11 protein-coding genes and 3 riboswitches are annotated in these 26,920 nt (G+C 44.8%); of the genes, 1 reads left to right on the top strand and 10 read right to left on the bottom strand.

Translation table 11 applies throughout. The annotated features are described in order from the left end of the window. Positions 1-87: 87 nt before the first annotated feature. From ACGHCT_RS08400 to ACGHCT_RS08355, 10 genes are all read right to left on the bottom strand, one after another. On the bottom strand, positions 88-4,866 hold the full coding sequence (locus tag ACGHCT_RS08400; RefSeq protein ID WP_390439449.1) for a GLUG motif-containing protein: 4,779 nt from the start codon (positions 4,864-4,866) through the stop codon (positions 88-90). A gap of 74 nt (positions 4,867-4,940) precedes the next feature. After that, positions 4,941-5,131, bottom strand: a riboswitch (cobalamin riboswitch). Position 5,132: 1 nt separating this feature from the next. Continuing rightward, positions 5,133-8,909, bottom strand: a complete 3,777-nt coding sequence (locus ACGHCT_RS08395; RefSeq protein ID WP_390439447.1) for an InlB B-repeat-containing protein — start codon at positions 8,907-8,909, stop codon at positions 5,133-5,135. Between the two features lie 63 nt (positions 8,910-8,972). Beyond that, positions 8,973-9,162, bottom strand: a riboswitch (cobalamin riboswitch). Between the two features lie 79 nt (positions 9,163-9,241). Next, positions 9,242-10,000, bottom strand: a complete 759-nt coding sequence (locus ACGHCT_RS08390) for a hypothetical protein (protein WP_139249455.1) — start codon at positions 9,998-10,000, stop codon at positions 9,242-9,244. A gap of 326 nt (positions 10,001-10,326) precedes the next feature. After that, positions 10,327-15,660, bottom strand: a complete 5,334-nt coding sequence (locus ACGHCT_RS08385; protein ID WP_072848129.1) for an Ig-like domain-containing protein — start codon at positions 15,658-15,660, stop codon at positions 10,327-10,329. Between the two features lie 201 nt (positions 15,661-15,861). Continuing rightward, positions 15,862-16,054: riboswitch (cobalamin riboswitch) on the bottom strand. A gap of 70 nt (positions 16,055-16,124) precedes the next feature. Then, positions 16,125-17,438, bottom strand: coding sequence for a hypothetical protein (locus tag ACGHCT_RS08380; RefSeq protein ID WP_390439442.1), 1,314 nt, complete (start codon positions 17,436-17,438; stop codon positions 16,125-16,127). Positions 17,439-17,583: 145 nt separating this feature from the next. Then, positions 17,584-21,126 (bottom strand): pyruvate:ferredoxin (flavodoxin) oxidoreductase, encoded by a 3,543-nt coding sequence (gene nifJ / locus ACGHCT_RS08375; RefSeq protein WP_072848133.1) that lies wholly within the window; start codon positions 21,124-21,126, stop codon positions 17,584-17,586. Positions 21,127-21,298: 172 nt separating this feature from the next. Beyond that, on the bottom strand, positions 21,299-21,700 hold the full coding sequence (locus ACGHCT_RS08370) for an Rrf2 family transcriptional regulator (RefSeq protein WP_072848135.1): 402 nt from the start codon (positions 21,698-21,700) through the stop codon (positions 21,299-21,301). Positions 21,701-21,868: 168 nt separating this feature from the next. Further along, complete coding sequence (locus ACGHCT_RS08365) at positions 21,869-23,305, bottom strand: DEAD/DEAH box helicase (RefSeq protein ID WP_072848137.1); 1,437 nt, start codon at positions 23,303-23,305, stop codon at positions 21,869-21,871. Between the two features lie 12 nt (positions 23,306-23,317). Beyond that, a complete protein-coding gene (locus ACGHCT_RS08360; RefSeq protein WP_072848139.1) occupies positions 23,318-23,896 on the bottom strand; it encodes an NUDIX domain-containing protein in 579 nt (192 codons plus the stop codon). 11 nt (positions 23,897-23,907) lie between these two features. After that, positions 23,908-24,855 (bottom strand): AEC family transporter, encoded by a 948-nt coding sequence (locus ACGHCT_RS08355; protein WP_072848141.1) that lies wholly within the window; start codon positions 24,853-24,855, stop codon positions 23,908-23,910. Between the two features lie 416 nt (positions 24,856-25,271). Here ACGHCT_RS08355 and ACGHCT_RS08350 point away from each other — a divergent pair, with 416 nt between their 5' ends. Beyond that, positions 25,272-26,903 (top strand): ABC-F family ATP-binding cassette domain-containing protein, encoded by a 1,632-nt coding sequence (locus ACGHCT_RS08350; protein ID WP_072848143.1) that lies wholly within the window; start codon positions 25,272-25,274, stop codon positions 26,901-26,903. Positions 26,904-26,920: the final 17 nt, after the last annotated feature.

Here is a 26,920-nt window from a genome sequence, read left to right as displayed (position 1 = left end):
TGATAAAGACTATGGTACAAAAATAAAAGTGCCGCCTTGCGGACTGCCCCCTTATAAGGGGGCAGAACATGCTGTTTTTATTCATTTTTATTTCGATTGCGTCCATACACCGGATCCATTTACATAGTATCTGCCTACCCATGTATTAGATGCCATGGCTCCGCTGTCTCTCAAATAATACCACTTACCTCCCAGGTACTGCCACCCGGTCTGCATTGCTCCGCTGCTGCTGCTGTAGTACCAGGTGTTTCCCACCTTATACCAGCCTGTCTGCATTGCTCCGCTTCCATTCAGGTAATACCAGGTATTCTCCTGCTTCAGCCACCCGGTTGCCATGGCTCCGCTGCTCTTCAGGTAATACCACGTTCCTCCGATCTTCTGCCATCCGGTCTGCATTGCTCCGCTGCTGCTGCTGTAGTACCAGGTGTTCCCTGATTTATACCAGCCTGTCTGCATTGCTCCGCTTCCGTTCAGGTAATACCAGGTATTCCCCTGCTTCAGCCACCCGGTTGCCATGGCTCCGCTGCTCTTCAGGTAATACCACGTTCCTCCGATCTTCTGCCATCCGGTCTGCATTGCTCCGCTGCTGCTGCTGTAGTACCAGGTGCTTCCCACCTTATACCAGCCCGTCTGCATCGCTCCGCTTCCGTTCAGGTAATACCAGGTATTCCCCTGCTTCAGCCAGCCTGTTGCCATTATGCTGTTTGTATTCAGATAGTACCACGTATTCCCTATTTTCTGCCAGCCTGTGAGCGCTCCTCCGTCTGTCCTGTGATAGGACCATCTTCCTCCGATATATGCCCACCCGGTTTTCATGTAGCCGTCTGCATCAAAGGCATAATAATATGTGCCTATTTTAATGCGGCAGTCCGCGGGCCAGGTTCCGTCACTGTAACGGTACCACCAGCCTCTGCTGTTTTGTTTCCAGCCTCCGGTATACGTTACCGTAATGCTGCAGGAGGCAGTTTTCTTTCCATCCTCAGTTGTCACGGTAATGACTGCGGTTCCCTCTTCTCCCGCGGTTACCTTTCCCTTCTGATCTACGGAAGCCACCTTTGTATTAGAGGAACTCCAGTTTACCTTTTGATTCAATGCCGTATCCGGTGAGACAGATGCTTTTAGGGTGATTGTTCCCTTTCTGTCCAGAACAACACTCGTCCTGTCCAAAGCAACCCCGCGGACTGTCTCTTCCTCGGTCATCTGGACATCTGTCTTAACGGCATCCATGGCTTTCTTGGCTGCCTTTAGGGCTGCTTCCACGGCATCCTTATCCTTCGCCGCTTCAATGGCTTTCTTTCCGTTCTCAATTGCCTCTGCCAGCTCCTTCTGCTGTGCCTCACGGTAATCTGCAGCATTCTTGTACTCGGACAGTGCCTTCTCTGCCTCTGCTTTTTCCGCCTCCAGTTCCTCTTGGGTCAGCTGGGCATCTGTCTTAATGGCATCTATGGCTGTTTTAGCCTCAGCCAATGCCTTCTCAACTCCTTCCACTGTCTCTGCTGCCTGGATTGCTTCTTTTCCATCGGCGATAGCTGCTGCCAGCTCTTTCTGCTGCGCCTCACGGTAATCTGAAGCGTTTTTGTATTCTGACAATGCTCTCTTCGATTCCGCTTTAGCCGTCTCCAGCTCCTCTTGGGTCAGCTGAGCATCTGTCTTAATGGCATCCATGGCTGTTTTAGCCTCAGTCAGTGCTGTCTGAATACCTTCCACTGTGTCTGCTGCCTGGATTGCTGCTTTTCCGCCAGCGATGGCTTCCGCAAGTTCTTTCTGCTGTGCCTCCCGGTAATCCTCCAGGTTCTTATAGCTGTCCAGTTCTAATCCGGCCTGCTCCTTTCCGGTAGCCACTGCCTGTTCCATAAACAGGGGAAGAGAGGTGAGTTCCGCATTCTGCGGATATCCCTGTCCCCACACATTACTGCTCCCCTGAGTTCCCGCCTTAGTATTCAGAAGCCGGGTAACTGTTCCGTTTTGGAATTCTTCTGCAGTTTTAGAACTGGTATTCGTTACCGTATCCACTCCTCCTGCACTTCCACCCACAGCTTCTATGCCCTGGTTTACCTCCTCAGTTTCCAGAAAATAATTGTTGTCAAGTGTTCCTAATGTCAGGTATCCGAGGATCCCGGCATCGTAATCATTGCCGCTTAATGCAAGACTGAAGGTATCTCCTGCATTATAAGAGTCCGTTATAGATCCGTCTGCTGTAAGATATCCTGCAATGCCTCCCACATACTTCCCTGTTGCCGATACTTTTTTAAGATTATAACACCGGCTGATTGTATTATTGGTTTTTAAATATCCTGCAATTCCTCCAGTGTAAGTATTTCCGCCTACAATTCCCGTATTGTAACAGTCTGTTACTGTACATCCGTTATATAAAAAACCAGCTATTCCTCCCCCACATGCACCCGGGCAGATGATACCGCCGGAATTATAACAATTCTGGATAGTACCTGCTGCCATCTGACCTGCAAGTCCTCCTACAAACATATCGCCTGTTCCATCGGAAGGACCAGTAATGTCACCTTTGTTGTAGGATTCAGATATTTCAACCTTAGAAGCAAATCCAAGAAGACCACCTATATAGGTACTCCCCGTCAGACCGGTAATACCGCCTTCATTATAACAATCAGAAATGGACAGAATGGCATCATTATCGTAAAGAGTATCCTTATATGCCGCAATACCTCCTATGTATGTACTGCTTCCCTGAACCTCCCCGGTATTATAACACCCCTCAATCTGACAATTATCATAAATGAGTCCAACGATTCCGCCCACCGACATAGTGCCAGTTACTTTTCCCATGTTATAGCAATTTGTAATTTTAGTTCCATTGTAAACCTGAGCCGCAATACCGGCAACTTGTCTGTTTCCCCCGCTGATTTCACCAGTATTATAGCAGTTTATGACCTCACTGTTGGCCTGGGCAACGCAAATGATGCCTGCTGCCGGTTTTCCTGATGCCGAAACCGGACCTATATTATACGAATCAACAATTTTGACTGCCGAATTTCCCTTTCCAACAAGTCCTGATGCAGGTCCAATGGATGCATGAATTACACCTTCATTGTAGCAGTTTTCAATTACGGTATCCTCAGCTGCCGCTGCTAATCCTGCAGTAGCCCCGTTGGAGCTGCCAAGTGTCACCTGTACCTCTGCACTATTGCTGCAGTTCTTAATTATAGTATTCCTGGCATAACCCACTAACGCCCCTGCGGAGCTGAACTTTGACAGCACAGAGCCTGATACATGACAGTTTTCGATTAATGTATTCTTAGTGTCAGACACCAAGCCCGCTGTATAACTTTTCCCCACACTTGTGATATTTAGTTTAAGATCTTTAACTATTGCATTTTCCATCGTGCCAAACAAAGCAGCGCTGCCGCTTGTTGTTTCCATAGACACGTTCTTTATTTCATAATTATTTCCATCAAATACACCTTCGAAAGGCGTGTTTGAAGTAGGTGCGATTTTTTGCCACGTAATCCCTGTCAAATCAATATCATTCATTAATCTGGCATTAAGTGTTGTCTTTCCGCTGCCTATCTGTGTTCCAAAATCTATTAATTGCTGCGGAGTACTTATCTCAATAAAAGTATTTTCCGCCGGCGTGGATAAGGGATCACTGGGCTCACTGGACAGCATCAAACCGCTCCCCTTGACTCTGGTAATAATCTGGTACTCTGTCCCTTCTGTTAAGCCCTGGAACATGCCGCTGAATTCTTTTCCGCTCTGCCATGGGCCATAAGCATCATCCTCTTTTGCCTTAATCGCATATTCCTGTCCATCCACTACATGAATGGTAATACTTTTTCCCGTTTTTTCCGATACCACTGGAGCAGATGGCTTTTCGGCCTGTGTCAGCCGTATGATCTGAGGATCAGAATCCTCTGTTTTAATCTCATCCTTCAATTTTTTAACCTGAATGCCATATTCCGCAGTCACTGTGTCCTGACTTAAATCAACAGTATCTCCTGAAATAGCGTTCCAGCTCTTTCCTCCATCCACAGAATATACCATGGCGGCATCCACATTAGTCAGCAGCATAGAAGCCGCATCAAAAGAGGCATCTGGCACGGGCTGCTTGGGATCATCCGGGGACTGGTATACCGGAAGGTCTACTCTGGCAATTTTCCCGGTTAAGCCTGTAGTGCTGTCTTTGACTGCCATGTATACGCTGCTCTTCTCTTCCAGCAGTCCCTGTACTTTTACCGTATTCTCTCCCGCTTCCACAGCCAGTCCTTCTTCGGAAGTATCCAGAGTTGTGGGGGCTGCTTCTTCTGCAGACTGTACCAGATAGTAGAGACTTCCCCCTGTTGTTGTTGAAAATGTAATATCAGCACTGTCTTTATCCAGTCTCTCATACGGGGTATCTCCAAATGTAATCACCGGCAGAGCTGTATTACGCATCAGTGTCACATAGTACACTTCCTGGGTCTGGCCGTCGGCTGCCGTTACCGTAATACTGATCTCCGCTGTATTTGAGCCGGAAAAATATACTACATAAGCCCTGCGGCCCGAACCACCGGCGTCTTCCCCCTTGTATTCAATGCCTGAAGCACCGCTGATCCCTTCTATTACAAAGGTAGCATCCGGATTTGTGGTTTCAGGCCATACATAAAAATAGGCTGTATTTGACACCAAAGCTGCTGTATATTCCCTGTCCGTTTCATTGAATTCCGGTACCAGAGGAACCACATTCATCGTTATTTTCCGTGCCCCCCAGTTACATACCAGATCACTCAGAGTAGCATCATCTGCATCCGTGCTTCCCGCCTGGACTGACCTGGGCGGAAGTAAACTAAAGAGCATCAGTACACAGAGCATCCACGCCAGAAATCTGGCTTTGCTAGTTCCTTTTTTTCTCATATTGCCCTCCTTGTTAAATTTTTTATGATAAAGACTATGGTACAGAAATAAAAGTGTCACCTTTGCTTATGACCCTTTTATTTCTGCAGCATGTCAGATATCCTGACTTAAGTTCCTCCTACCGGCAGCTCCTTCCCAGGTTTCCCCAGTGGATTTATGCTGCTTTCGTCCCTTATACAGTAGAGAAAGACTGCTCCGGATTCTCACCGGATTCCCTGCGAACTGCCCCCTTATAAGGGGGCAGAACATGCTGTTTTTATTCATTTTTATTTCGATTGCGTCCATACACCGGATCCATTTACATAGTATTTACCTACCCATGTATTAGATGCCATAGCTCCATTGCTGTACAGATAGTACCACTTGCCTCCCAGCTGCATCCAGCCTGTGGCCATGGCTCCGCTGCTCTTCAGGTAATACCACGTTCCTCCGATCTTCTGCCAACCGGTCTGCATTGCTCCGCTGCTGCTGCTGTAGTACCAGGTGCTTCCCACCTTATACCAGCCGGTCTGCATCGCTCCGCTTCCATTCAGGTAATACCAGGTATTCCCCTGCTTCAGCCACCCGGTTGCCATGGCTCCGCTGCTCTTCAGGTAATACCACGTTCCTCCGATCTTCTGCCAACCGGTCTGCATTGCTCCGCTGCTGCTGCTGTAGTACCAGGTGTTCTCTGATTTATACCAGCCCGTCTGCATCGCTCCGCTTCCGTTCAGGTAATACCAGGTATTCCCCTGCTTCAGCCACCCGGTTGCCATTATACTGTTTGTATTCAGATAGTACCACGTATTCCCTATTTTCTGCCAGCCTGTGAGCGCTCCTCCGTCTGTCCTGTGATAGGACCATCTTCCTCCGATATATGCCCACCCGGTTTTCATGTAGCCGTCTGCATCAAAGGCATAATAATATGTGCCTATTTTAATGCGGCAGTCCGCGGGCCAGGTTCCGTCACTGTAACAGTACCACCAGCCTCTGCTGTTTTGTTTCCAGGCTCCTTGATAAGTAACTGTCACTTTGCACACAGCCGTTATATTACCGTTTTCTGCTGTTACCGTAATGTTAGCCGTACCTTCTTCTCCTGCTGTGACCTTTCCATTTTTATCTACAGCTGCCACTTTGGGATTAGAGGAACTCCAAACCACATTTTTGTTGAATACAGTCTCAGGAAAAATCTCAGCCTTTAATGTCACAGACCCCTTCTTATTCAGAACAACACTCGTCCGATCCAGAACAATCTTTTGTATAGTTTCTTCCTGACTCATTTGCTCATCCGTCTTAATGGCATCTATTACTTCTTTGGCAGCTTTTACAGCAGCATGCACACCGGTTATCTCCGATGCTTTATCAATAGCCTGGTTTCCCGCCTCAATTGCTTTTGCCAATTCTTCTCTCTGGGCCTCCCTGTAGTCGGACGGATTTTTATAAGAAGATAATTCCTCCCTGGCTTTTTCTTTTGCAGCAATCAGTTCTTCCTGGGTTAACTGTTTATCTGTTTTGATTGCATCTATATTTTGTTTCGCAATCTCTAGAACGCTTGCAACCTCTGTCTTGCTCTCTGCCAAATCAATGGCATTTTCTCCATTAGAGATAGCCTTGCTCAGTTCCTTTTTCTGTTCTTCCCTGTAATCTTCAGACTTTTTATAGCTTCTCAGTTCATTCTTTGCCTCATCCTTCGCGGCATCTAACTCTTCTTTTGACAGCTGGGCATTCGTTTTCACAGCATCCATTTTGTCCTTGACAGCATCAGTAATTGTTTTTACATCAGATATCGTATCCGCATTTTCTATCATCTGCTTTCCATTTTCCAGAATCTCATTTAGTTCTTCTCTCTGAGCAGATCTGTAGTCATCCGGATTTTTATAATTTTCCAGCTGAGTTTTGGCACTGGACTTAGCCTCAGCCAACTCCCTGTCATTCATCTGCTGAGCTGTCTCTATCTGGTCTATCGCCTTCATAGCATTTTTAAGAGCTGTATCAACCCCCAATGCGTCCTCAGCCGCATCTATAGCAGCTTCCCCTGCCTCTATGGCCTCTTTTAGCTCCTTCTGCTGGGCAGTACGATAATCTTCTGGATCTTTGTAACTGCTTAATGATTGTTTTGCCTCTTTTTTGACTGTGTCTAATGTGAGTTCCTCTTCCAGCCTTTTTATCTTTTCTTCCGCGCTTACCAGCTTCTGAAGGATTGTATTATCTACACGATTCTGCTGTTCCTGAATCATGGAGTTATATAATGTTCTGGCAGCACTTACTGTCTCTTTATCTTCCAGGGTAAGTTCTTCTATTACCCACCCGCGAACTGTATCTGATAATCGGGCAACCGGAGTTTCATCCAGATTCCACTTGGCATAATATTTTTTATTCCCTGTACTTCCGGTGGTAATCTGCGTTACTTTCTGTCCCGCCAGATTCTCGTTGTCAAACCAGCCGTCAAATATATATCCTTTGCGGATGATCTGACTGCTGTCAGGAAGCAGGATATCGCTGTCACCAGAGGTATAAGATTCCGGTACATCATATCCCACCAGGCTTCCCCCGTTGGTTTGCAGATCAATGGTATAGCTTTCCGCATACTGCGCATAAAGCGTTATATTATGTTCAGGCATGGATAACACTTCTCCTGCCTTATAAGATGTACCGTCTCCATCCGGACTTGTATTCCAACTTGCAAACGCTTTTCCAGATGCATCTTTGCCGGCGGGCAGTGTAAGAGCTGCATAGGGAGATGCCCAATCCTGTTCTGTATCACTTTCACCATTTCCGTCATAGGTAATCTCATATTGCTGCGGCTCCATCCACTGATATTCACCACTGCACATATCCCGCATATCGTAAAGGGGCAGTTCTCCTTTTAGATAACGGTCATACGCAATCAATCCATACAATGCCTGATCTGTTGCCATTCCGTTCACTGCCGTTCCGGAGCCGCCTCCGCCGTCATACCCCTCTGTTACATGTTTAAATCCCCCCACTTCCGGTGAAGTTCCACTGCCGTAAGCCCAAAATGTCAGAAGATAATCTATCATATTATCTGTGTACACTCCGTCATGTACTCCGCCCTCTTTCACAAAGCTTACCGTTCTGCCAATCCTCTCCAGATACAGATTGTCCTCCAGGGGGTTTATATCCAGAGCCGTAAGGGCCACAATGATCTGTACGGCAGATTCTGAGTTTACAGTCCCCCAGGAGGCAAAACCGCCATGTGCAAGCTGCATATCTGCCATCGCAGCAATCCCTCGCTCTACTGCAGTGCAGAATTCCTCATAATCAGTCCCTGCCCCTGTCTGTTCATATAACCCGCTGTCCAGATAATATGGAGCTAAAGCCTGTAACGACATACCTGTCATATCGGGATCCGGAGTCTTGCCACTCAGCGCCCAGCCCCCCTTTACTCCTGCATTGGTGGTGATTTCCTGTCTCAGTATTTCATCAATCATCTTCCCCTTGGTATTATAATCTTCAGGTGTACCCTCTGAAGGAGAATCATATAAAGAATAGTCCCCGGTATTCAGAGCAATGAGCTCCCACACGGGACCGTTTAGTCCCTGCCAAACCGCATACTTATAAGACTGGGAAAGCTTATCGATAAAATCATACCCGGCCACATTGGACACGTTATAGCCAAGTGCAGTCAAGGAAAGAAATACACGACTGTATTCCGTACTTTTTTTATCATGCAGGATTCCTTCACAATCAACAGTATATGTCTCCACTTTCTCAATATACTGATCGAAATACCCCTCTGGTATGTAATTCATATAATCGCTTCCTGTGTACATCCCTCTCAGCAGATCCATAACAGACCATTCTCCTCCGGAAGTTCCAAACGTGGGTTCCGGCACTGTCTCAAGAATATACCGGGCTGCAGCATTCAAATAGAATCCTATGTCCGGGGATTCATCTTCCCAAAACCGAATATCCATCTCTTTGGGCGCATCTCCTTTGGAATCCCACGCCTCAGCAGATATGTTGGCCGGAAAGCTGCCGAATAAAAGCATAACTACTAATATCCAGGCGCAAAAACGTCTTCCATGTCTTTGATTCTTCATTCTTTTTCTCGTCCTCCTTTTCTTTTATGCATAAAAAGAAAAGCTCTGTCTTTACTAACAGATGCTTTTTTCACGCAGTATGCCAGATATCCTGACTTGAGTTCTTCCTACCAGCAGCACCTTCCCGGATAGTTCCAGTGGTTTTACGCTGCTTTCGTCCCTCACACAGTAGAGAAAGGCTGTTCCGGATTCTCACCGGATTCCCTGTAAACTGACTCATTGCTGAGCACAGACCATACCGTTTATTCTTTTTACTTTACTGCCTAATTATACCATATTGGTTAAAAACATTCCACATTTCATTGTACTTCTTTTTTAAATTTTATTCTCTTTTAATATTTCTGAAATGGATAAGCCTCATAAAAAGCCAGAGCTTGTTCCGGGGAACATCCCAGGCTTAAATCTAACTGTGCTTCCATGGTTCCATCCCATATATCAGTTACAAGCCCATACGTCCCGCCCTCCTTCTCCCCCGTAAACAGATAATATTTGCACGCATCCTTCTCTTCAGAGGAAGTACTGGGATATATCCCTATTTTCTCCAGATTGCCCGCTCCCATTGCTCCTGTATATATTACTTTATAATAGCCCTGATTCTGAAGATCCGACTTTGTTTCTTCTACTGTAGATACGTCTGTGAGTATCAAATAAATCCCTGCCGTAAGTATAATTCCCGCATAACACAAGCTTACCAGAAATGAGAGCTTAACAGCCATGAAGAAACGCAGATACTTTTTCCCTGCTGCATATATACCAACAGAACATACAAACGGTATGGCAAAGTATCCTTTCATATCATGAGGATTTGTAATCATATTCCTCGCCCAGCTCACCGTCCATAACATAATCACTATAGCGCTAATAATGGAAAATATTTTAAGTTCTGGTATCTCCGCTCCTTCTGCCGTAAGCTTTTCCTGCGCTCTTTTTTCTTTTGTATAGAAGAAGCCATATACAGGAGGTATGGCTGCAATCCACACCAGACCGGTTTCAACAGCTCCTCCGAGCCTAAAATTAGTGATATAAAACAAAAGTAGTACTGTTATCACATATATAATAAATGCTGTTATTGTGCCCTTTTTTTCTTTCACCTTCATGTCCTTAAATACTTGTTTCTGCCCAAAAGCAAAACATTTTCCTTTCCATCTATTTTCAGATAGTATCACCTTCTGCCAGCCACTTTTGGGGAATCCGGCAATACCATATGTCTTCATTGGGCTCAAATGGTACAGGATGTCCTTTCTCTTTATGGTAAAATCCTTTGCGAAACCCTTTTTCTATAATTCTACCATAAGGCCGGCTAAAATGTCTTAGATTATTTACACATATATTTTTTGTATGACTTTTTTTGTTTTTATCCGTATATCTATTTAAGAAAAAGAGAGGTCGCCCTCTCTTTTTCATGTTAGCTGTCTGTCTATCTTGTCTTCGTCCATACTCCTGACTTGTTTACATAGTACCTGCCTACCCACGAATCAGAAGCCATTTTCCCGCTTTTCTGAAGATAATACCACTTACCGGACAGTTGGAGCCAGCCGATGGCCATTGCCCCGCTCTCTCTCAGATAGTACCAGGTTCCCCCTATTTTCTGCCAGCCGGTTAGCATCGCTCCGCTTCCATTGCTGTAATACCAGGTACTTCCAACCTTATACCAGCCAGTCTGCATCGCTCCGCTTCCGTTCAGATAGTACCATTTACCCGACAGCTGGATCCAGCCAGTGGCCATTGCCCCGCTCTCTCTCAGATAGTACCAGGTTCCTCCTATTTTCTGCCAGCCGGTCAGCATGGCTCCGCTTCCATTGCTGTAATACCAAGTACTTCCCACCTTATACCAGCCAGTCTGCATCTGGCCGCTTCCATTCAGGTAGTACCAGGTATTTCCCTGCTTCAGCCATCCGGCAGACATCAGGCTGTCATTCTTCAGATAATACCACTTGCCGTCAATTTTCTGCCAGCCGATAAGCGCAGAACCCTCTGCCGTATGGTAAGACCATCTTCCACCCAGAGATACCCATCCGGTCTTCATATATCCCGCCGCATCAAAGGCATAATATCCTTTTCCTATCTTCATCCGGCAGTTGGAGAGCCATGAACCGTCATTATACCCATACCACCAGCCTTTTCCGTCCTTTTTCCAGGTTCCGCCAAAGTTAACTGTCACTTTACACTCTGCCGTTTTTCCACCGTCATTGGAAGTAACCGAAATCGCAGCAGTTCCCTCTTTGCCGGAAGTAACCATACCAGTTTGATCTACGGAAGCTACCGCAGGGTTAGAAGAACTCCAGCTTACCTTTTTATCCAAAGCTGTATCCGGAGTTATTACTGCTTTCAGCCGGACACTTCCTCCCTTTCCTAAGGAAAGGTTTGTATGATTCAAGGCTACTTCACTTACAAGCTCTTCTGGTTTCAGAGAATTAATATAATAGATAACCGGTTCTTTCTCCTCTTCCTGCACAATTACCCGAATAATTCCTTCCCGGGGCATGGTTTCAAAAGTTCTGCTTTTTCCCCTCTGATTATTGATGTAGACATTGGCAGCGTCCGGAGCATCCACAGCGACGGTTACTTTCCCATCGTCTGCTTTTACCTTATAGGTGTCCACTCCCTCCTGCATTGCTAAGGTCTCTCCGTTTACCGTAATACTAGCAGGTGCATTCGTCTTTCCTACTTCTTTGTCTTCTTGTGCAGCGGTGACTATTGAATTAACCTCTGTAGATTTTTCACCGATTGCACCTCCGTCCACATGAGATGCCGTCTGAATTTTGACGTACCGGATACGGTCCAGATGAACTGGATTTCCTTCTCCATCTACAGCCCAGTCCAAATCAAAGCCATCGCCGTAACCTTCCCGGTCTGTGCCGTAGGGATTTCCTGCCTCTCCCGTAACCGTAACGTTTTCACCTGTTCCTCCAACGGATTTAGAGTTCGTATGTACATCCGCGTATCCGAAATCAGGAAATGCTGCAGCCGCTGTGCCATAATCGTCTTTGGCATCGCTTTTCAGAAGTGCGCCCGTAACTGTTACAGGCTTGTCAGCGTCAAATTCCGCGTTAGGATAATATTCATTTTTGGGAGGATGCATTCCCAAACCCATTGTCCCTGTATTTCCGTACATATCCGTCCAATCGATTTTATTGTTTTTACCGTTAGATTCACCTTTGCTGTATGTGAGCTGATAATTCCATACTGTATTGTCGTCAAAATAATCCGATCCGGCCAGCATGTACCAGTTTTCTCCATCCTCCGAAACCATCACATTACCCGGCTCTGAAAAGCCTCCTCCCCCATTGGAGTTGCCGTAGACAATAAAATCTATTCCGTAGGGATTGGCCGGATCGTTTTTCACAGGATTTGCGAATTTATATGTTATATATCCCCCGAATCCTCCCAGAGAGATAGGGGTATTCCAGCTGGCCCCTCCCATCAGCGAACGCTCCGGGAATAAACCATAATTGCCCATATTCGTATACTGAGAGCCTATGCAGAAATAGTCTACCACTTCCAGATCTGTGCGAAGATTTTTCCTAACAACATTCAGTCTGTAGCTGGCGGTCTGATCCCCTGCTTTCATCTGAAAGTTTACCGACTGTCCGCCTAAGCCCATAAGCCATTGAGGAAGGTAAATATCGCCGTCAGCTGCTGAGGTCACATCTATGCTCATCTTATAGATTCCTTCACTGTCCGGAACCATTTTATTTCCTTCGCTGTCATAGACCTCCACATCTTCCTCCGATACCCGGAAAGTAAATTCAAATGTATCCGTACCTAAAGGCAGATGAACATACGCAAATCTTGCCCCCTTATTGTCGTTCATACGTCTCTCAAACAGAGGAGTCCAGAAGATTCCTGTACTCAGTTTGGGATCTTTGATTAATTTTGCGGTCAAATCAACATAATCAGGAATTCTTACTTTAAGTACTTCACTGATTCCAGCCTCATTTTTCACAGTCAGAAACAGCTCTGCCGCCCCTTCTGCGAGTTCTTTCACAGTAAAAGAATTTACCCCTTCCACCGCTGCCGTCCCATCGCCGCTGGTATCAATCTCCGGCGCCGGGCTGCCTTCCTCGGTTACCTGATAATAATAGGTTCCTTCCGTATCAGAGGTAAAGCTTATCTCGGCTTCTGTGCTGCTGATTCTCTTTGCACTGCCATCGCTTACAGAGGCTGGAGTCATTTTTGTCCCTTTTACGGTTACATCAACAGATACTGGCTGTCTGTATAACTTCTGCAGATCTTCAGATTCCGGATACTTCTCCGCATATTTTTCATATTTTATGCTGGATAAAACAGAGGAAATTGTTACGGAAGTGTTATTTTCCGGTCTTGTCACCAGTAGATTCTCATGGGTGATCACTGATGTATTGCTGGACTTAAAGGTCCGGTAGCCACTGGTTCCCATCTGATCATCCGGATTAATGTCCACCGGCTGAATGCCCTTCCCCGTATCATCGTTAATATGATAGGACCACTGCAATGCTGTTTGATCCTCGTTCCAGCTAACCTCACGGAATCCATGAAGGCTCTCAGTTACCTTATCTTTGGAAAGATTCCTCCCGTCATTAATTCCTTCAAAGTAGGATGCTTTTGCCTTTTCCATAAGAGTGATTTCACTGTCTATATCTTCCTGGGATAAGGGCTGTATTTTCAGTGGAATTTCCTTATAGACACTAATTCCATCTTTCGTATAAGTAATCACCAGATTTACCTCTGAGGCAGGACTGCCCGGCAGCGGCTGATAGACATATGTGCGGTATCCGTTGATGGTCATTACATCGGTATTGCTGCTGGTTACTTTTATTTCTTTATTACTGTCAAAACCGATTTGGCTTGGAACCGGCAGCTTCATATCCCCGGTGACAGCGTCACAGTCCAAAGGTTCTTTCGTAATAAAATCTTTTAACTGTTCTGCTGTATAAGATGTATCCAGCTTTTGCTGCATCTGCGCCCGCTGTTCTTCCTCATCCCCTCCGGTTTTCTTTACAGCAACCTGAAATTTTTTCGTCAGGATGATATCCTCTTCATAGGTACTGTTGGTCTTCGTAAATGTAAACGCAGCGGTCAGCGTCACCTGGGTATCCGAAGACGGAATGATAACTTTCCCTGTATAATTATTATAATCCCAGTCGTATCCATTCTTTACAATCTCAATAATTTCTGGATTAGAGGAAGTCCAGGTGATCTGTGTCAGACTGTTTCGGTAACTACCTCCCAGTATCTGGGGCAAATCAAGATCGGATGTCACTTCCTGCAGATTAACGTTTTCGCCCTTTATAGAATCCTCTGTTACTTTAGGCAGTTCTTCCTGTTCAAGCTTATCTTTAACAGCCTGTCCATCCCAGCCGATCAAAGCTCTGTTAGTAATATCCTTTTCTGTGTCATTTAAGACCAGGTGATAGACAACATCCACATTTACCTGATAAACAGAAGAAAATCCGGCGTTTGCATAGTCATCAAAATTATAATAGGTAATCGCACCATCTGCCGCAACATGAGAATCTGAAGAAGATAAAATGGATACCTGAACATTTTCTGTTCCTTCTATATTCATAGATTTTATCTTCTCTTCCATCATTGTAACCATATTACTGTCCGTTCCATACGTAGGACGTAGGTTATATAATTTGGATTCAATCTGCTCTAACAGATCCGCATCTGTGACTGACTTATCCTTTATATGAAGCGTCACCGTATAGGTCTGGGAAGAATCAACAGAACCGTCATTAGCTGTAAAAGTCAGAGTGGAAGTTCCTGCCTTGTCAGGCTGATAACTATAAGATGCCTCTGCTTCCACGGGGGCATTGCCGTTTATACTCACTTTATAGTTTAATTCATCCTGATCCTCGTCAGTAAAAATAGTAGAAAGCTCCGCAGTATAGGCCTGTCCCAGATCCAGATTAGCTTCTGCTTTGGGGGCTACTCCCTCTTGAAGCTTAGGCGGATGATTCACTTCCCCGGTCTGTACTGTGATGCTATACACCTCTGCCGGGGTTTGAGCCCCGTCTCCTCCGGCCTGGTTATTCATAGACGGCCAGGCAGGATCTCCGCATTTGACAGTTATCACTGTTCCATTTTCTACCGGTATATCCTGAGTTCTTTTGTACTCTGTCCCATCTACACTGGATCTAACCTGAAAATTCTTATTGACAGCCGTAGGAGTCACTGTAACACTTTTCGTTCCCTCAGGGACCGTAAGAGTATACTCTTTCACGTCCCCCGAAAATGCCGGTTCCAGTTCTCCCTCACTGCATTCTAACGCGCTCAGTGTTTTATTGTTATTGCTCCAGGAACTTCCAACGTCCTCGCCGTAATTCAGTGTATAAAGGATAGATACGGTATCCCCGTCCCCCAGTCCTCCGCTTTCCACTGTAAAGTCTCCAAACCCGGCATTAGTAAACCAGTCGTTGATGGTTCCCATCCAGCCGCTTCCGCTTCCCCGGTCAAAAGCGGCCAGACCCCCTATGGATGATATGTAATTGCTCTCTGCCCCCACTACTTCCATACCGTTGGCCTCGGCCAATCTTACAATCACATCCATAGTGCTGTCTGTCTGATAGAGGTCTACCCATCCTTCTGCCATAACACCTCTGGGATCCGGATAGGTTTCTCCTGCCGGTGTAGGCACTGTGTCCTCAATACTTACATAAACTTCTCCAATTGGCACGCTGCTGTCTGCAGCTGCCGGTACAGGGATGGAGGTGATACATAGTATAACAGCAGTCAACATCCCCAAAACTCTTCTCATTTTTTTCATTTTGACTTCCCTCCTTGTTTTATTTAATCTGGCATTTCTTTCTTTTTGATTTCTTTCTTTTTGTCAACCACCTCCCACATATTTCCCGGTTCTTTTTTTCGCCAAACTAGAAAAGGGCCTTCCGCCTTGTAAGCAGAAGAACCCTTTATTCTCTCTGATTTTGTGCACGAAAAAAAGCATACTTCCTTCACCCGGAACTATTGCTCTCTTCCTGAATATGGCAGGTATCCTGACTCCGCTTCCTCCTCAAAGACCCCTTCCCGGAATTCTTCCAGTGGTATTGGCCCTCTTGTCCGCATTACAGTAGTGGTGACTGTTCCGGAATTTCACCGGATTCCCTTTTGCTGATTACAGCTAAACTAACTGCCATCAGACCATATCAGTATTATCCTTGTTCATATAAAATATATCATAAAAACATTATTTTCGCAATCATAACATTGTAAACCACTCACCTCTATATCCTACTCAGGAATATAGGTAACTCCCTTTGCCTCTGAAAAAGATTCCCCGTCACTGCTGTACCAATTAATTCTTATCACATTATCCCCTGGTTTCAGAAGTACGTGATAACTTCCGTCCTCGCTGCATGATAGTAGTTCGTTGTTTAGATACACTACAGATGGAACAGGTTCAAATGTATCCACATTCCTCACGATATAAGTGAAAACATATTCGGGATCCGTTACCGTTCCTTCTCCCATAGGAGAATAGAATACAGCCTCGGCTTCCGGCATAATCCAACACAAAATCAAAACTTCCCTCTCCTCAATCACTTTGCCGTCCCAGAGCATACGAATTTTGATTACATTATCACCATCCGTCATCTTAGCTATGTAGGTCTTCCCATCTGCTTCAGTCGCCAAAAGTTTGTCCCTGAGATATACTTCTACTGTGTATTCTCTGTCATTTCTTACACCGTATGCATAGAATTCATACTTTTCTCTGGTATAAAGCCCGTCCTCCGGTTCTGCCAGATTTGTCACCAGCTCCATAGGAGAGATAATTGTGGGAACATTGTAGGTTTTACTTACAGATAGTATCTCTCCGTCCGAGGATTTATAACTCACCTTTATCAATATATCATTTGACTGGTTAGGCAGAAGATCAACTGTCCACATAGAATCTTCGCACACACCTGTCTCTCTTCCGTTTACGTAAACCTTACATTCTGTAACCACGATGCCTTTGGGATAAGAAATCTGAAATGAATATTTGGTATCATATACAGAAATACCATCTCGAATACTCGTATCGAAGATAAAGGAACTTGAAGGATCCGTCTTTGTATTGGACTCATTCGTATCAGCAGGCAGAATCTCTGAATTTTCAGTTTCAGCCTCCGAACCTGATAAATCTGGAAATGCCGGTGTACCCGCAGATATTTCGGATATAGAGACAGAGATACTCTCTTCTGTAATTGTTTCTGATTTACTAATAAAGTTATTCTTATCTGTCTCCAAATAAGAGGCTGGTTCAGTTACCCCTCCAGGTTTTTCAGTGGACAGTAGGCCGGGCATTCCAAGTCCTGCATATCCGCAGACGGACAATGCGGGGATTTCCGGATCGTGAATTTCATCTCCTATAGTGTTGTCCTCTTGTGCAGTTTTGTTGTCCACATAGTCCAAAGTTGCAGTTTTGGATATAATCATTGACAGTAAAAGTATGAAAATAAAAATTATTGCACTGAGGCCCACAGCTATCTTAGTATGCTCTATACTTCTGCAATAAATCCTGTATCTTATCAAGCTGGCATCTGCACTTATATTATGTAACATCTCCTGCTTTCCTTCTCCATTTCTGTCTTTTTTCATTTTACAAGCGTAACACAACTGACGTCAAATGTCATCTGAAATATCACCCGACAAAAAGAAAAAAAGCGCCACTCCCAAGAGCGACGCTTTTGTTATCTATTCCTGATAATTAGTTCTCCCCACCGTACAATGTGATTAACTTATTCAGGTATTCATATCTTTCTTTCGCGAACTTCTCAGACTGTTCAAACAGTACTGCAGCCTTTTCAGGATTAGAACGCTTCAGAGAATTGTAGCGAACCTCACCATCCAGGAATTCCTGATAGCTTTCTGTAGGTGCTTTACTGTCTAAGGAGAATGCAGGTTTTCCTTCTGCCTTTAATTCAGGATTGAAGCGGAAGCAATGCCAGTATCCTGACTTAACAGCCAGTTCTTCTTCTGTCTGAGCTTTGCTCATGCCCTTCTTAATACCATGGTTGATACATGGAGCATAAGCAATGATCAAAGATGGTCCGGGATATGCCTCAGCCTCTGCAATCGCTTTTACCGTCTGATTATAATCAGCGCCCATAGCAATCTGAGCAACATATACATAGCCGTAACTCATGGCAATACTAGCGAGATCTTTCTTCTTCACCTCTTTACCGCCTGCTGCAAACTGTGCCACAGCTCCTGTCGGTGTGGATTTTGAAGACTGTCCACCGGTATTGGAGTAAACTTCTGTGTCGAATACCATAATGTTGATATCCTGTCCGCTTGCCAGTACATGGTCAACACCGCCAAATCCAATGTCATAAGCCCATCCGTCTCCACCGAAAATCCACTGGGATTTTTTAGCTAAGAAATCTTTCTGTTTTAAGATCTCCTGGCCTTTTTCGCATCCGCATGCTTCCAGTGCGGCAATCAGTTTGTCCGTAGCAGTTCCGTTGGTAGCACCGCAATTGTAGCTGTCTAACCAAGCCTGTCCTGCTGCTTTTACTTCTTCGTTTGTTCCGTTGGCAACCACATCTTCCACTTTTGCTTTCAGACCGTTTCTCACAGCCTTCTGAGCCAATAACATACCGTATCCAAACTCTGCGTTGTCTTCAAACAGAGAGTTGCACCATGCAGGACCCTGGCCCTTAGCATTTACAGTATATGGTGTGGATGGTGAAGAGTTACCCCAGATGGAGGAGCATCCGGTTGCATTCGCAATATACATTCTGTCACCGAATAATTGTGTGATCAGTTTGGCATAAGGAGTCTCCCCACAGCCTGCACAAGCGCCTGAGAACTCAAGCAATGGCTGTTTGAACTGACTTCCCTTTACTGTATTTTCTTTAAATTTAGCGACAACATCTTCTTTTACAGGAAGTGTTCTGGTGTAATCGAAGTATACCTGCTCTCCTGCGTTGGCTTCCATGTTTTCCATAGCAAGCGCTTTTGCACCCTTCTTGCCCGGGCAAACATTTGCACAGGATCCACATCCGGTACAGTCATAGGCTGAAATTGAGATGGCGAATTTGTAATCAGCCATACCTGTCATTGGCAATGTCTTCATTCCCTCCGGTGCGTTAGCAGCCTCTTCTTCTGTTAAAGCGATTGGACGGATAACAGCGTGAGGACATACATAAGCACAGCGGTTACACTGAATACAGTTGTCTGGGTTCCATACAGGAATATCTACTGCGATACCACGTTTCTCGTAAGCAGATGAGCCGGATGGTGTACTGCCGTCTACATAATCGGTAAATGCAGATACAGGCAGGGAGTTACCTTCCTGAGCGTTAACCTTGCTCTGAATATTATTAACGAAATCTACAACGTCTTTTCTGCCGCCTTCTGCATGTGTCATTGCCAGACCTTCGTCAGCAGCGCTCTTCCAGGATTCCGGTACCTGAATCTCTACGACCTGTTTTGCACCGGCGTCAATGGCGTCATAGTTCATCTGAACAATCTTATCGCCTTTTCTTCCGTAAGTAGCCTTAGCGGCTGCTTTCATCAGATCAATAGCCTGATCCTCAGGAATGATATTGGCCAGTTTGAAGAATGCAGACTGAAGAACCGTATTGATACGTCCGCCAAGTCCGATTTCTTTACCAATCTTAATACCATCGATGATATAGAACTTAATTCCGTGATTTGCGATAAAGCTCTTTACCTGTCCTGGCAGATGTTTCTCAAGGCCTTCCATATCCCATGGGCAGTTTAATAAGAAGGTACCACCGTCTACTAATTCCTGAACCATGTTGTATTTATTCACATAAGAAGGATTGTGGCAGGCAACAAAGTTTGCTTTGTGGATCAAATAAGTAGATTTGATTGCTTTTTTACCAAAACGTAAGTGAGACATTGTCACACCGCCGGATTTTTTGGAATCGTAATCAAAGTATGCCTGTGCATACATATCTGTGTTATCACCGATAATCTTGATGGAGTTCTTGTTGGCACCTACCGTACCATCTGCGCCCAGACCCCAGAACTTACAGTTAATGGTTCCTTCCGGAGTTGTAACAAGGGGAGCGCCTGTCTCAAGAGACAGATTCGTAACATCATCAACGATACCGATAGTAAATTTCTTCTTTTCTGTATTTTTATATACAGCTACGATCTGAGCAGGTGTTGTGTCTTTGGAGCCTAAGCCGTAACGTCCGGAGAAAATAGGCACTGCATCGAATTTGGTATTCTTTAAAGCTGCAACTACATCTAAGTACAATGGCTCGCCAAGAGAACCTGGCTCTTTTGTTCTGTCTAATACGGAAATCTGTTTTACTGTGTCAGGAATTGCATTGATTAATGCCTCTGCACAGAATGGTCTGTAAAGACGAACTTTTACAACACCAACTTTTTCGCCTGCCGCTGTTAAGTAGTCAATAGTTTCTTCGATTGCATCACAGGCGGAACCCATAGCAATGATTACGTGCTCTGCGTCCTCTGCACCGTAATAGTTAAATAATTTATAGTCTGTACCGATTTTGGCATTCACTTTGTCCATGTATTCCTGTACAATTGCAGGTAATGCATTGTAATATGGGTTACATGCTTCCCTTGCCTGGAAGAAGATATCTGGGTTCTGAGCGGAACCTCTCTGGCATGGGTGATTTGGATTCAGCGCATGAGTTCTGAACGCGTCTACTGCATCCATATCTACCAATTCTTTTAAATCTTCGTAATCCCATGTCTCGATCTTCTGGATCTCATGAGAAGTACGGAATCCGTCGAAGAAGTTGATGAACGGAACTTTTCCTTTGATTGCAGCACAGTGCGCAACCGGCGTCAAGTCCATAACTTCCTGTACACTGGATTCACAAAGCATCGCGCAGCCCGTCTGACGGCACGCATATACGTCGGAATGATCTCCGAAGATGGATAACGCATGGCTTGCTAAAGCACGGGCAGATACGTTGAATACACCCGGAAGCTGCTCGCCGGCGATTTTATATAAGTTAGGAATCATAAGTAGCAGACCCTGAGATGCTGTATAAGTAGTTGTGAGAGCACCTGCTGCCAGAGAGCCGTGTACAGTACCTGCCGCACCTGCTTCAGACTGCATCTCTGTTACCTGTACTTCCTGTCCGAAAATGTTCTTTCTTCCCTGTGTAGCCCATTCATCTGTAGCTTCTGCCATCACAGATGATGGTGTGATAGGATAGATAGCGGCCACGTCTGTAAATGCATAGGATGCATGTGCAGCAGCATGGTTACCATCCATAGTTTTCATCTTTCTTGCCATTTGTTCTTTTCCTCCTTGAAAATTGTTCTGAACAATGTTCTTTTGGACCTGCAGATGCAGGTTTCCCGTTTGCATACTTCTACCCGAAGTCTAATCCACATTATAGCACGTTCCCATAGGAATGTCCAACCCCTCAATACTGGAAACATCAATGTTTTTTGAAAAAAACAATCTAGCTTTCCAGGATTTCGGCCATAGATTTGGAGCTAAGTTCGTCCATCATCAGCTGCTGAATCCTGCATAATTCTTTGTGGACCTGGCAATGCGCATGCACGGTGTCACGGGGACAGGGTTTATTGGGATCCAGGCATTCAATCATATAGAATGCGTCATCTACAGCCAAATAGAGATCCAGAAGTGTAATTTCTGCCGGAGATTTAGACAGGGCGTAGCCTCCGTTGCTGCCTCTGAAGCTTTGTACGATCCCCGCCTTTTCCAGTTTCTTAAGTATCTTATATACAAAGGCAGGGGTCAGCTCCTCCTTTCCGCAAATATCGTTCACGCAGGAACGCCCTCCAGAAGATAACGCCCGTACAATGCGAACTGCATAATCGCATTCTCTGGTTATTAACATTATTTTCCCACCATTCCTTTCTTTTGCATATTATTTCTATTTTACTGATTTATCATCATTCGCTCTACAGATATCATAACAATTCTGGAGAAAATATACCACTAATTTTTTCAAAAAAGACAACTAAAATATAGGAAAATTCGTAGTATATGGTAAAAAATGGTATATTTATTGTACTTTTATGCCTACTTTCCGATCATATGGCTTCCTCTGCCTGGAATTCCCCGCCATGCGACCGAATCCTGTTTTACGGAATTTATTCTTTCTCTTGTCAGGAACCGCCTCTTTCAGTTCTCTGCCCTTTTCTTCCCTGACCTCTCTGGAGAGAAAAGCTGCCGCAATATCAAGTGAAGTAATATCTTCTGTCTGCAGTTCAGAGAGATATTTTTCAATAGTATCTGTATATTTCAAATGTTGTTCACTTTTTAATATCTTATTGATCTCCCTAAATACCCGATCTGTCTTAACATCTTCAATCTCTGAAAGTTTTGGAATCTTCATGTATTTGATCTTAGCTTTTGTATAACGCATAATTTCCCTTAGCTTATACATATCTCTCGGTCCCACAAACGTATAGGAAGTTCCCGTCTTGTTCGCCCGGCCGGTCCGACCGATTCTGTGGACATAGTACTCCAGATCCTCTGGTATATCATAATTAAACACAGCTTCTACATTATCCACATCAATTCCTCTGGCAGCAACATCTGTGGCGATGAGTATCTCGGCTTCCTGGCTCTTAAACTTTTTCATAACTCTGTCACGCTGGGCCTGGCGCATATCCCCGTGAAGACCTTCTGCGCCGTAGCCTCTGGCCACTAATTCTTCGCTCAACTGATCTACCATCCGCTTTGTATTGCAGAAAATAATAGACAGTTTATAATTATTGAGATCAATCAAACGGGCCAGTACCTCAATCTTGTTTTCTTTGCTCACTTCCAGATAATATTGCTGTATGGAAGGAACGGTTATTTCCTTTTTGGTCACCTGTATTTTTTCCGGATGGTTTAAATATGTCTTCGCAATACTCAATATTGCCGGGGACAGGGTTGCTGAAAAGAGTACGGTCTGACGTTCTTTGGGGACTTTCTTTAGGATCTCATCAATATCTTCCCTGAATCCCATGTTCAGCATCTCGTCGGCCTCATCCAGAACCAGGTTCGTCAGGTGCTCCAGTTTTATGGTATGCCGCCGCATATGATCCATCAGCCTTCCTGGCGTTGCAACTATAATTTGGGGTTTCTTTTTCAGTGCGGTAATCTGCCGCTCTATATTCTGTCCTCCGTAAATAGGTACAATTCTGATGGAATTTTTATATTTCGTAAGCTTATACAGTTCTTCTGTTGTCTGAATCACCAACTCTCTGGTAGGGCAGAGGATAAGCCCCCGTACCTCTTTCGCCTCCATATCGATGGTCTCAATGAGAGGAATCCCGAAAGCACAGGTCTTTCCCGTACCTGTAGGTGCCTGGGCGATGACATCTTTTCCCTCCAGAATTGGCACAATACTCTGACTCTGAATGGGGGTTGCCTCCTCGAAGCCCATGTGTCCGATTGCCCGTTTCAATTCTTTTGATATCTCTAAATCATTAAATAAAATATTTTCCATATAGGATTTTTCTCAACTTTCCTTTTTCTCTGCCTGTCTCAGCAGATTATTAATTTTGCTTAATACCCTGGCAAACTCCCTTGAGGTAAAACTGATATGGCTGTCTTTTCTTTTTGCCCATATCTCAAGTTCCCCGGCGTCATACCAGGCTACCGATTCTACCTCTTCTTTCTGCAGCACTAATTTCTCTGTAATCACCGGTTTCTGATACCAGAAAATAGTATCTCTTTCATAGTCTGTAAAAGCTTTCTCTCCCGAGGTTTCCAGCCAGTCATTACTCTGGCAGAACAAATATGTCAGATCACCCGGCTGTGCTAAAATTCCCAGCTCCTCTTTCATTTCTCTCACAGCTGTCTGCACGGCGCAGTCCCCCGCATCAATATGCCCTGCACAAGCAGTATCGTAATATCCCGGGTAAGACGCTTTTGACCTGCTTCTCTTCTGAATCAGAAATTCCAGATGCCCCTCTCTGATACGTGTCACATAAACTCTTATCACTCCGTGAAGAGCCCCCGCCATATGCGCCTCATACCGTTCCATTACAACTCCGGTTTTTGCACCGTCTTCCTGTAGTATTTCCAGTTTTTCCAATTTATTGCCTCCTATATCCATCCCAGGCTTTTGCTCAGGAAAATCCATCCTGTCAGCGTAACCGAACTTAGCAGCGTTGTAGCAGCCACTATGCTGGATGTCAGCACTCCGTCATTATCCATATTCTGAGCCATTATGTAACTGCTCACTGTGGTAGGGCCTGCCAACATAATCAATATAGCCATCATTTTCTCGTATCGGAATCCCATAGCAGCCGCCAGGGGTACAAATACCATAGGCAGAGCAATGAGCTTTATAAAGGCTCCTGCTATGGTTGGCTTAATTTTTGCCATAGCCTTCTTTCCCTCAAACCCTGCCCCCATGGCCAGGAGCGCAAGGGGCGTGGCAATAGCTGCAACGCTGTCCACCGTTTTATCCACTATGGCCGGGAACTTCAGCTTAGTCAGTGAAACTATCAGCCCAATGACAATTGCCAGTATAATGGGATTTTTCAGGATTTCTGTTAAGGAATCTTTTATTTTGCTGTTTTGACTGGAGGAGTCACCATTGCCCTCAAATGTGAGAATAATAACCGAAAAAATATTATACAGAGGGACGCAGCCAATAATCATTATGGGAGCCATCCCTGCATCACCATAAATATTTTGAATAAAGGCCACTCCCAAGACCGCAGCACTGCTCCTGAACGAAGCCTGTACCAGTGCACCTGTAATTGTTCTGTCCTTAACCAGTTTCTTTGCCAAAACCCATATCAGGACAATACTTACTACAGTGACCCCAGCACAGAATAAGACCATTTTGGTATCCCATTCCTCCTGAATAGAAGCTCTGGAGATATCTTTAAAAAGCAATACCGGGAGAGTTACTTTAAAGTTCAGACTGTTACAGACTTTTACAAATTCTGCTGTCAGCATTTTCTTCCTATATAATAGGTACCCCAGAACCATCACCAAAAAGACCGGAACCGTGGCATTCAGACTGAATATAAAGTTTTCCATGGTTTTTACACTTTCTTATTTTTTAAGCATTTGTAACGTATCTATTATAGACATGTTACTGGAATTAATCAATAACATTTTGAAAATTAGCTGGATTGAGGTAAAAATTATGGTTTTGTGTATGTGAAGTTCGGGTGAAATAGTCGGCGAGCGGAGTGTCGCAGACGGACGGATATAGGAGGGAGCACCGGGGAGACAGGGCCAGGCCGACGACGCGGGATTTATCTCACCGTCCCTCCGCCACCTTATACCTTTCGACTGGAAAGACTCAAACTTAGTACATTAAATCCCAAGTAAACAAATTTTCCAATAGGTCTTGCAAAATCATAATTTTACTGTACAATAGATAAAGACTATGTATAAAAATAGGAGCGTAACCAAATATATCCATATATTAATAAAAGCGAGGTTTTAACATGATTGCAGCAAACAATGTCACATTGCGTATCGGCAAAAAAGCCCTGTTTGAGGACGTAAATATTAAATTTACTGAGGGTAACTGTTATGGCTTAATCGGAGCCAACGGTGCCGGAAAGTCAACATTTTTAAAAATTTTGTCCGGACAGTTGGAAACAACAAAGGGTGAAATCAATATCACACCCGGTCAGCGTCTTTCCTTTTTGCAGCAGGATCACTTCAAATATGATGCGTATCCTGTTCTGGACACGGTTATTATGGGTAATGCCCGTCTGTACCAGATTATGAAGGAAAAAGAAGCCATTTACGCAAAAGAGGAGTTTACAGACGAAGACGGAATCCGCGCCAGTGAACTTGAGGGTGAATTTGCAGAGATGAACGGATGGGAGGCTGAGTCAGATGCCGCTATGCTGCTGAATGGTCTTGGCATTGATACTTCACTCCACTATTCTATAATGAAAGATCTGAACGGAAGTGAAAAGGTAAAAGTACTGTTAGCCCAGGCATTATTCGGGAATCCGGATATTCTTCTTCTGGACGAGCCTACCAACCATCTGGATTTGGATGCTATCAGCTGGCTGGAAGAATTTTTGATTAACTTTGAGAATACTGTAATTGTGGTATCCCATGACCGTTATTTTCTGAACAAAGTTTGCACTCACACTGCGGATATCGACTATGGTAAGATTCAGCTCTACGCAGGCAACTATGACTTCTGGTATGAATCCAGCCAGCTGCTGGTGAAGCAGATGAAAGAGGCGAACAAAAAGAAAGAGGAAAAGATCAAGGAACTCCAGGAGTTTATCTCCCGGTTCAGCGCCAACGCTTCAAAATCCAAGCAGGCAACCTCCAGAAAAAGAGCACTGGAAAAGATCCAGTTGGACGATATACGGCCGTCCAGCAGGAAATATCCGTATATCGACTTCCGCCCCAACCGCGAAATTGGCAATGAAGTGCTTATGGTTGAAGGATTGAGCAAGACCATAGACGGAGTAAAGGTGCTGGATAATCTGACCTTCACCCTTGGACATAATGATAAGGTTGCCTTTGTAGGCAGTAATGAACTGGCGAAGACCACCCTGTTTCAGATTCTTATGGGTGAGACGGAGCCCGACGAGGGAACCTATAAATGGGGTGTTACCACATCCCAGGCATATTTTCCAAAAGACAGTACTTTAGAATTTGATAACGATTTAACCATAACAGACTGGCTGACCCAGTATTCAGAAATCAAAGATGCGACCTATGTCCGCGGCTTCCTGGGGCGTATGCTATTTCCAGGGGAAGACGGCATAAAAAAGGTAAAAGTACTTTCCGGAGGGGAGAAAGTACGATGCCTCCTATCTAAAATGATGATCTCAGGTGCTAACGTATTACTTCTGGATGAGCCCACCAATCATTTAGACATGGAATCTATCACGGCATTAAACAATGGCCTGATCAAATTCCCCGGAGTACTCCTCTTCGCGTCCCACGATCATCAGTTTGTAGAAACAACTGCAAACCGTATTATGGAAATCGTTCCCGGCGGTGCCTTAATTGATAAGATTACAACCTACGATGAATATCTTGCCAGTGATGAAATGGCCAGAAAACGTCAGGTATATACCATGACGGAAGAAGATAATTAAGTTTTATTCATTGGGGA

It is taken from the genome of Lactonifactor longoviformis (assembly GCF_042848515.1).
In the GTDB taxonomy this organism is placed as follows: domain Bacteria; phylum Bacillota; class Clostridia; order Lachnospirales; family Lachnospiraceae; genus Lactonifactor; species Lactonifactor longoviformis.
The sequence above is the reverse complement of the archived record's forward strand: the minus strand, read 5'-3'. Positions and strand labels throughout refer to the sequence as shown.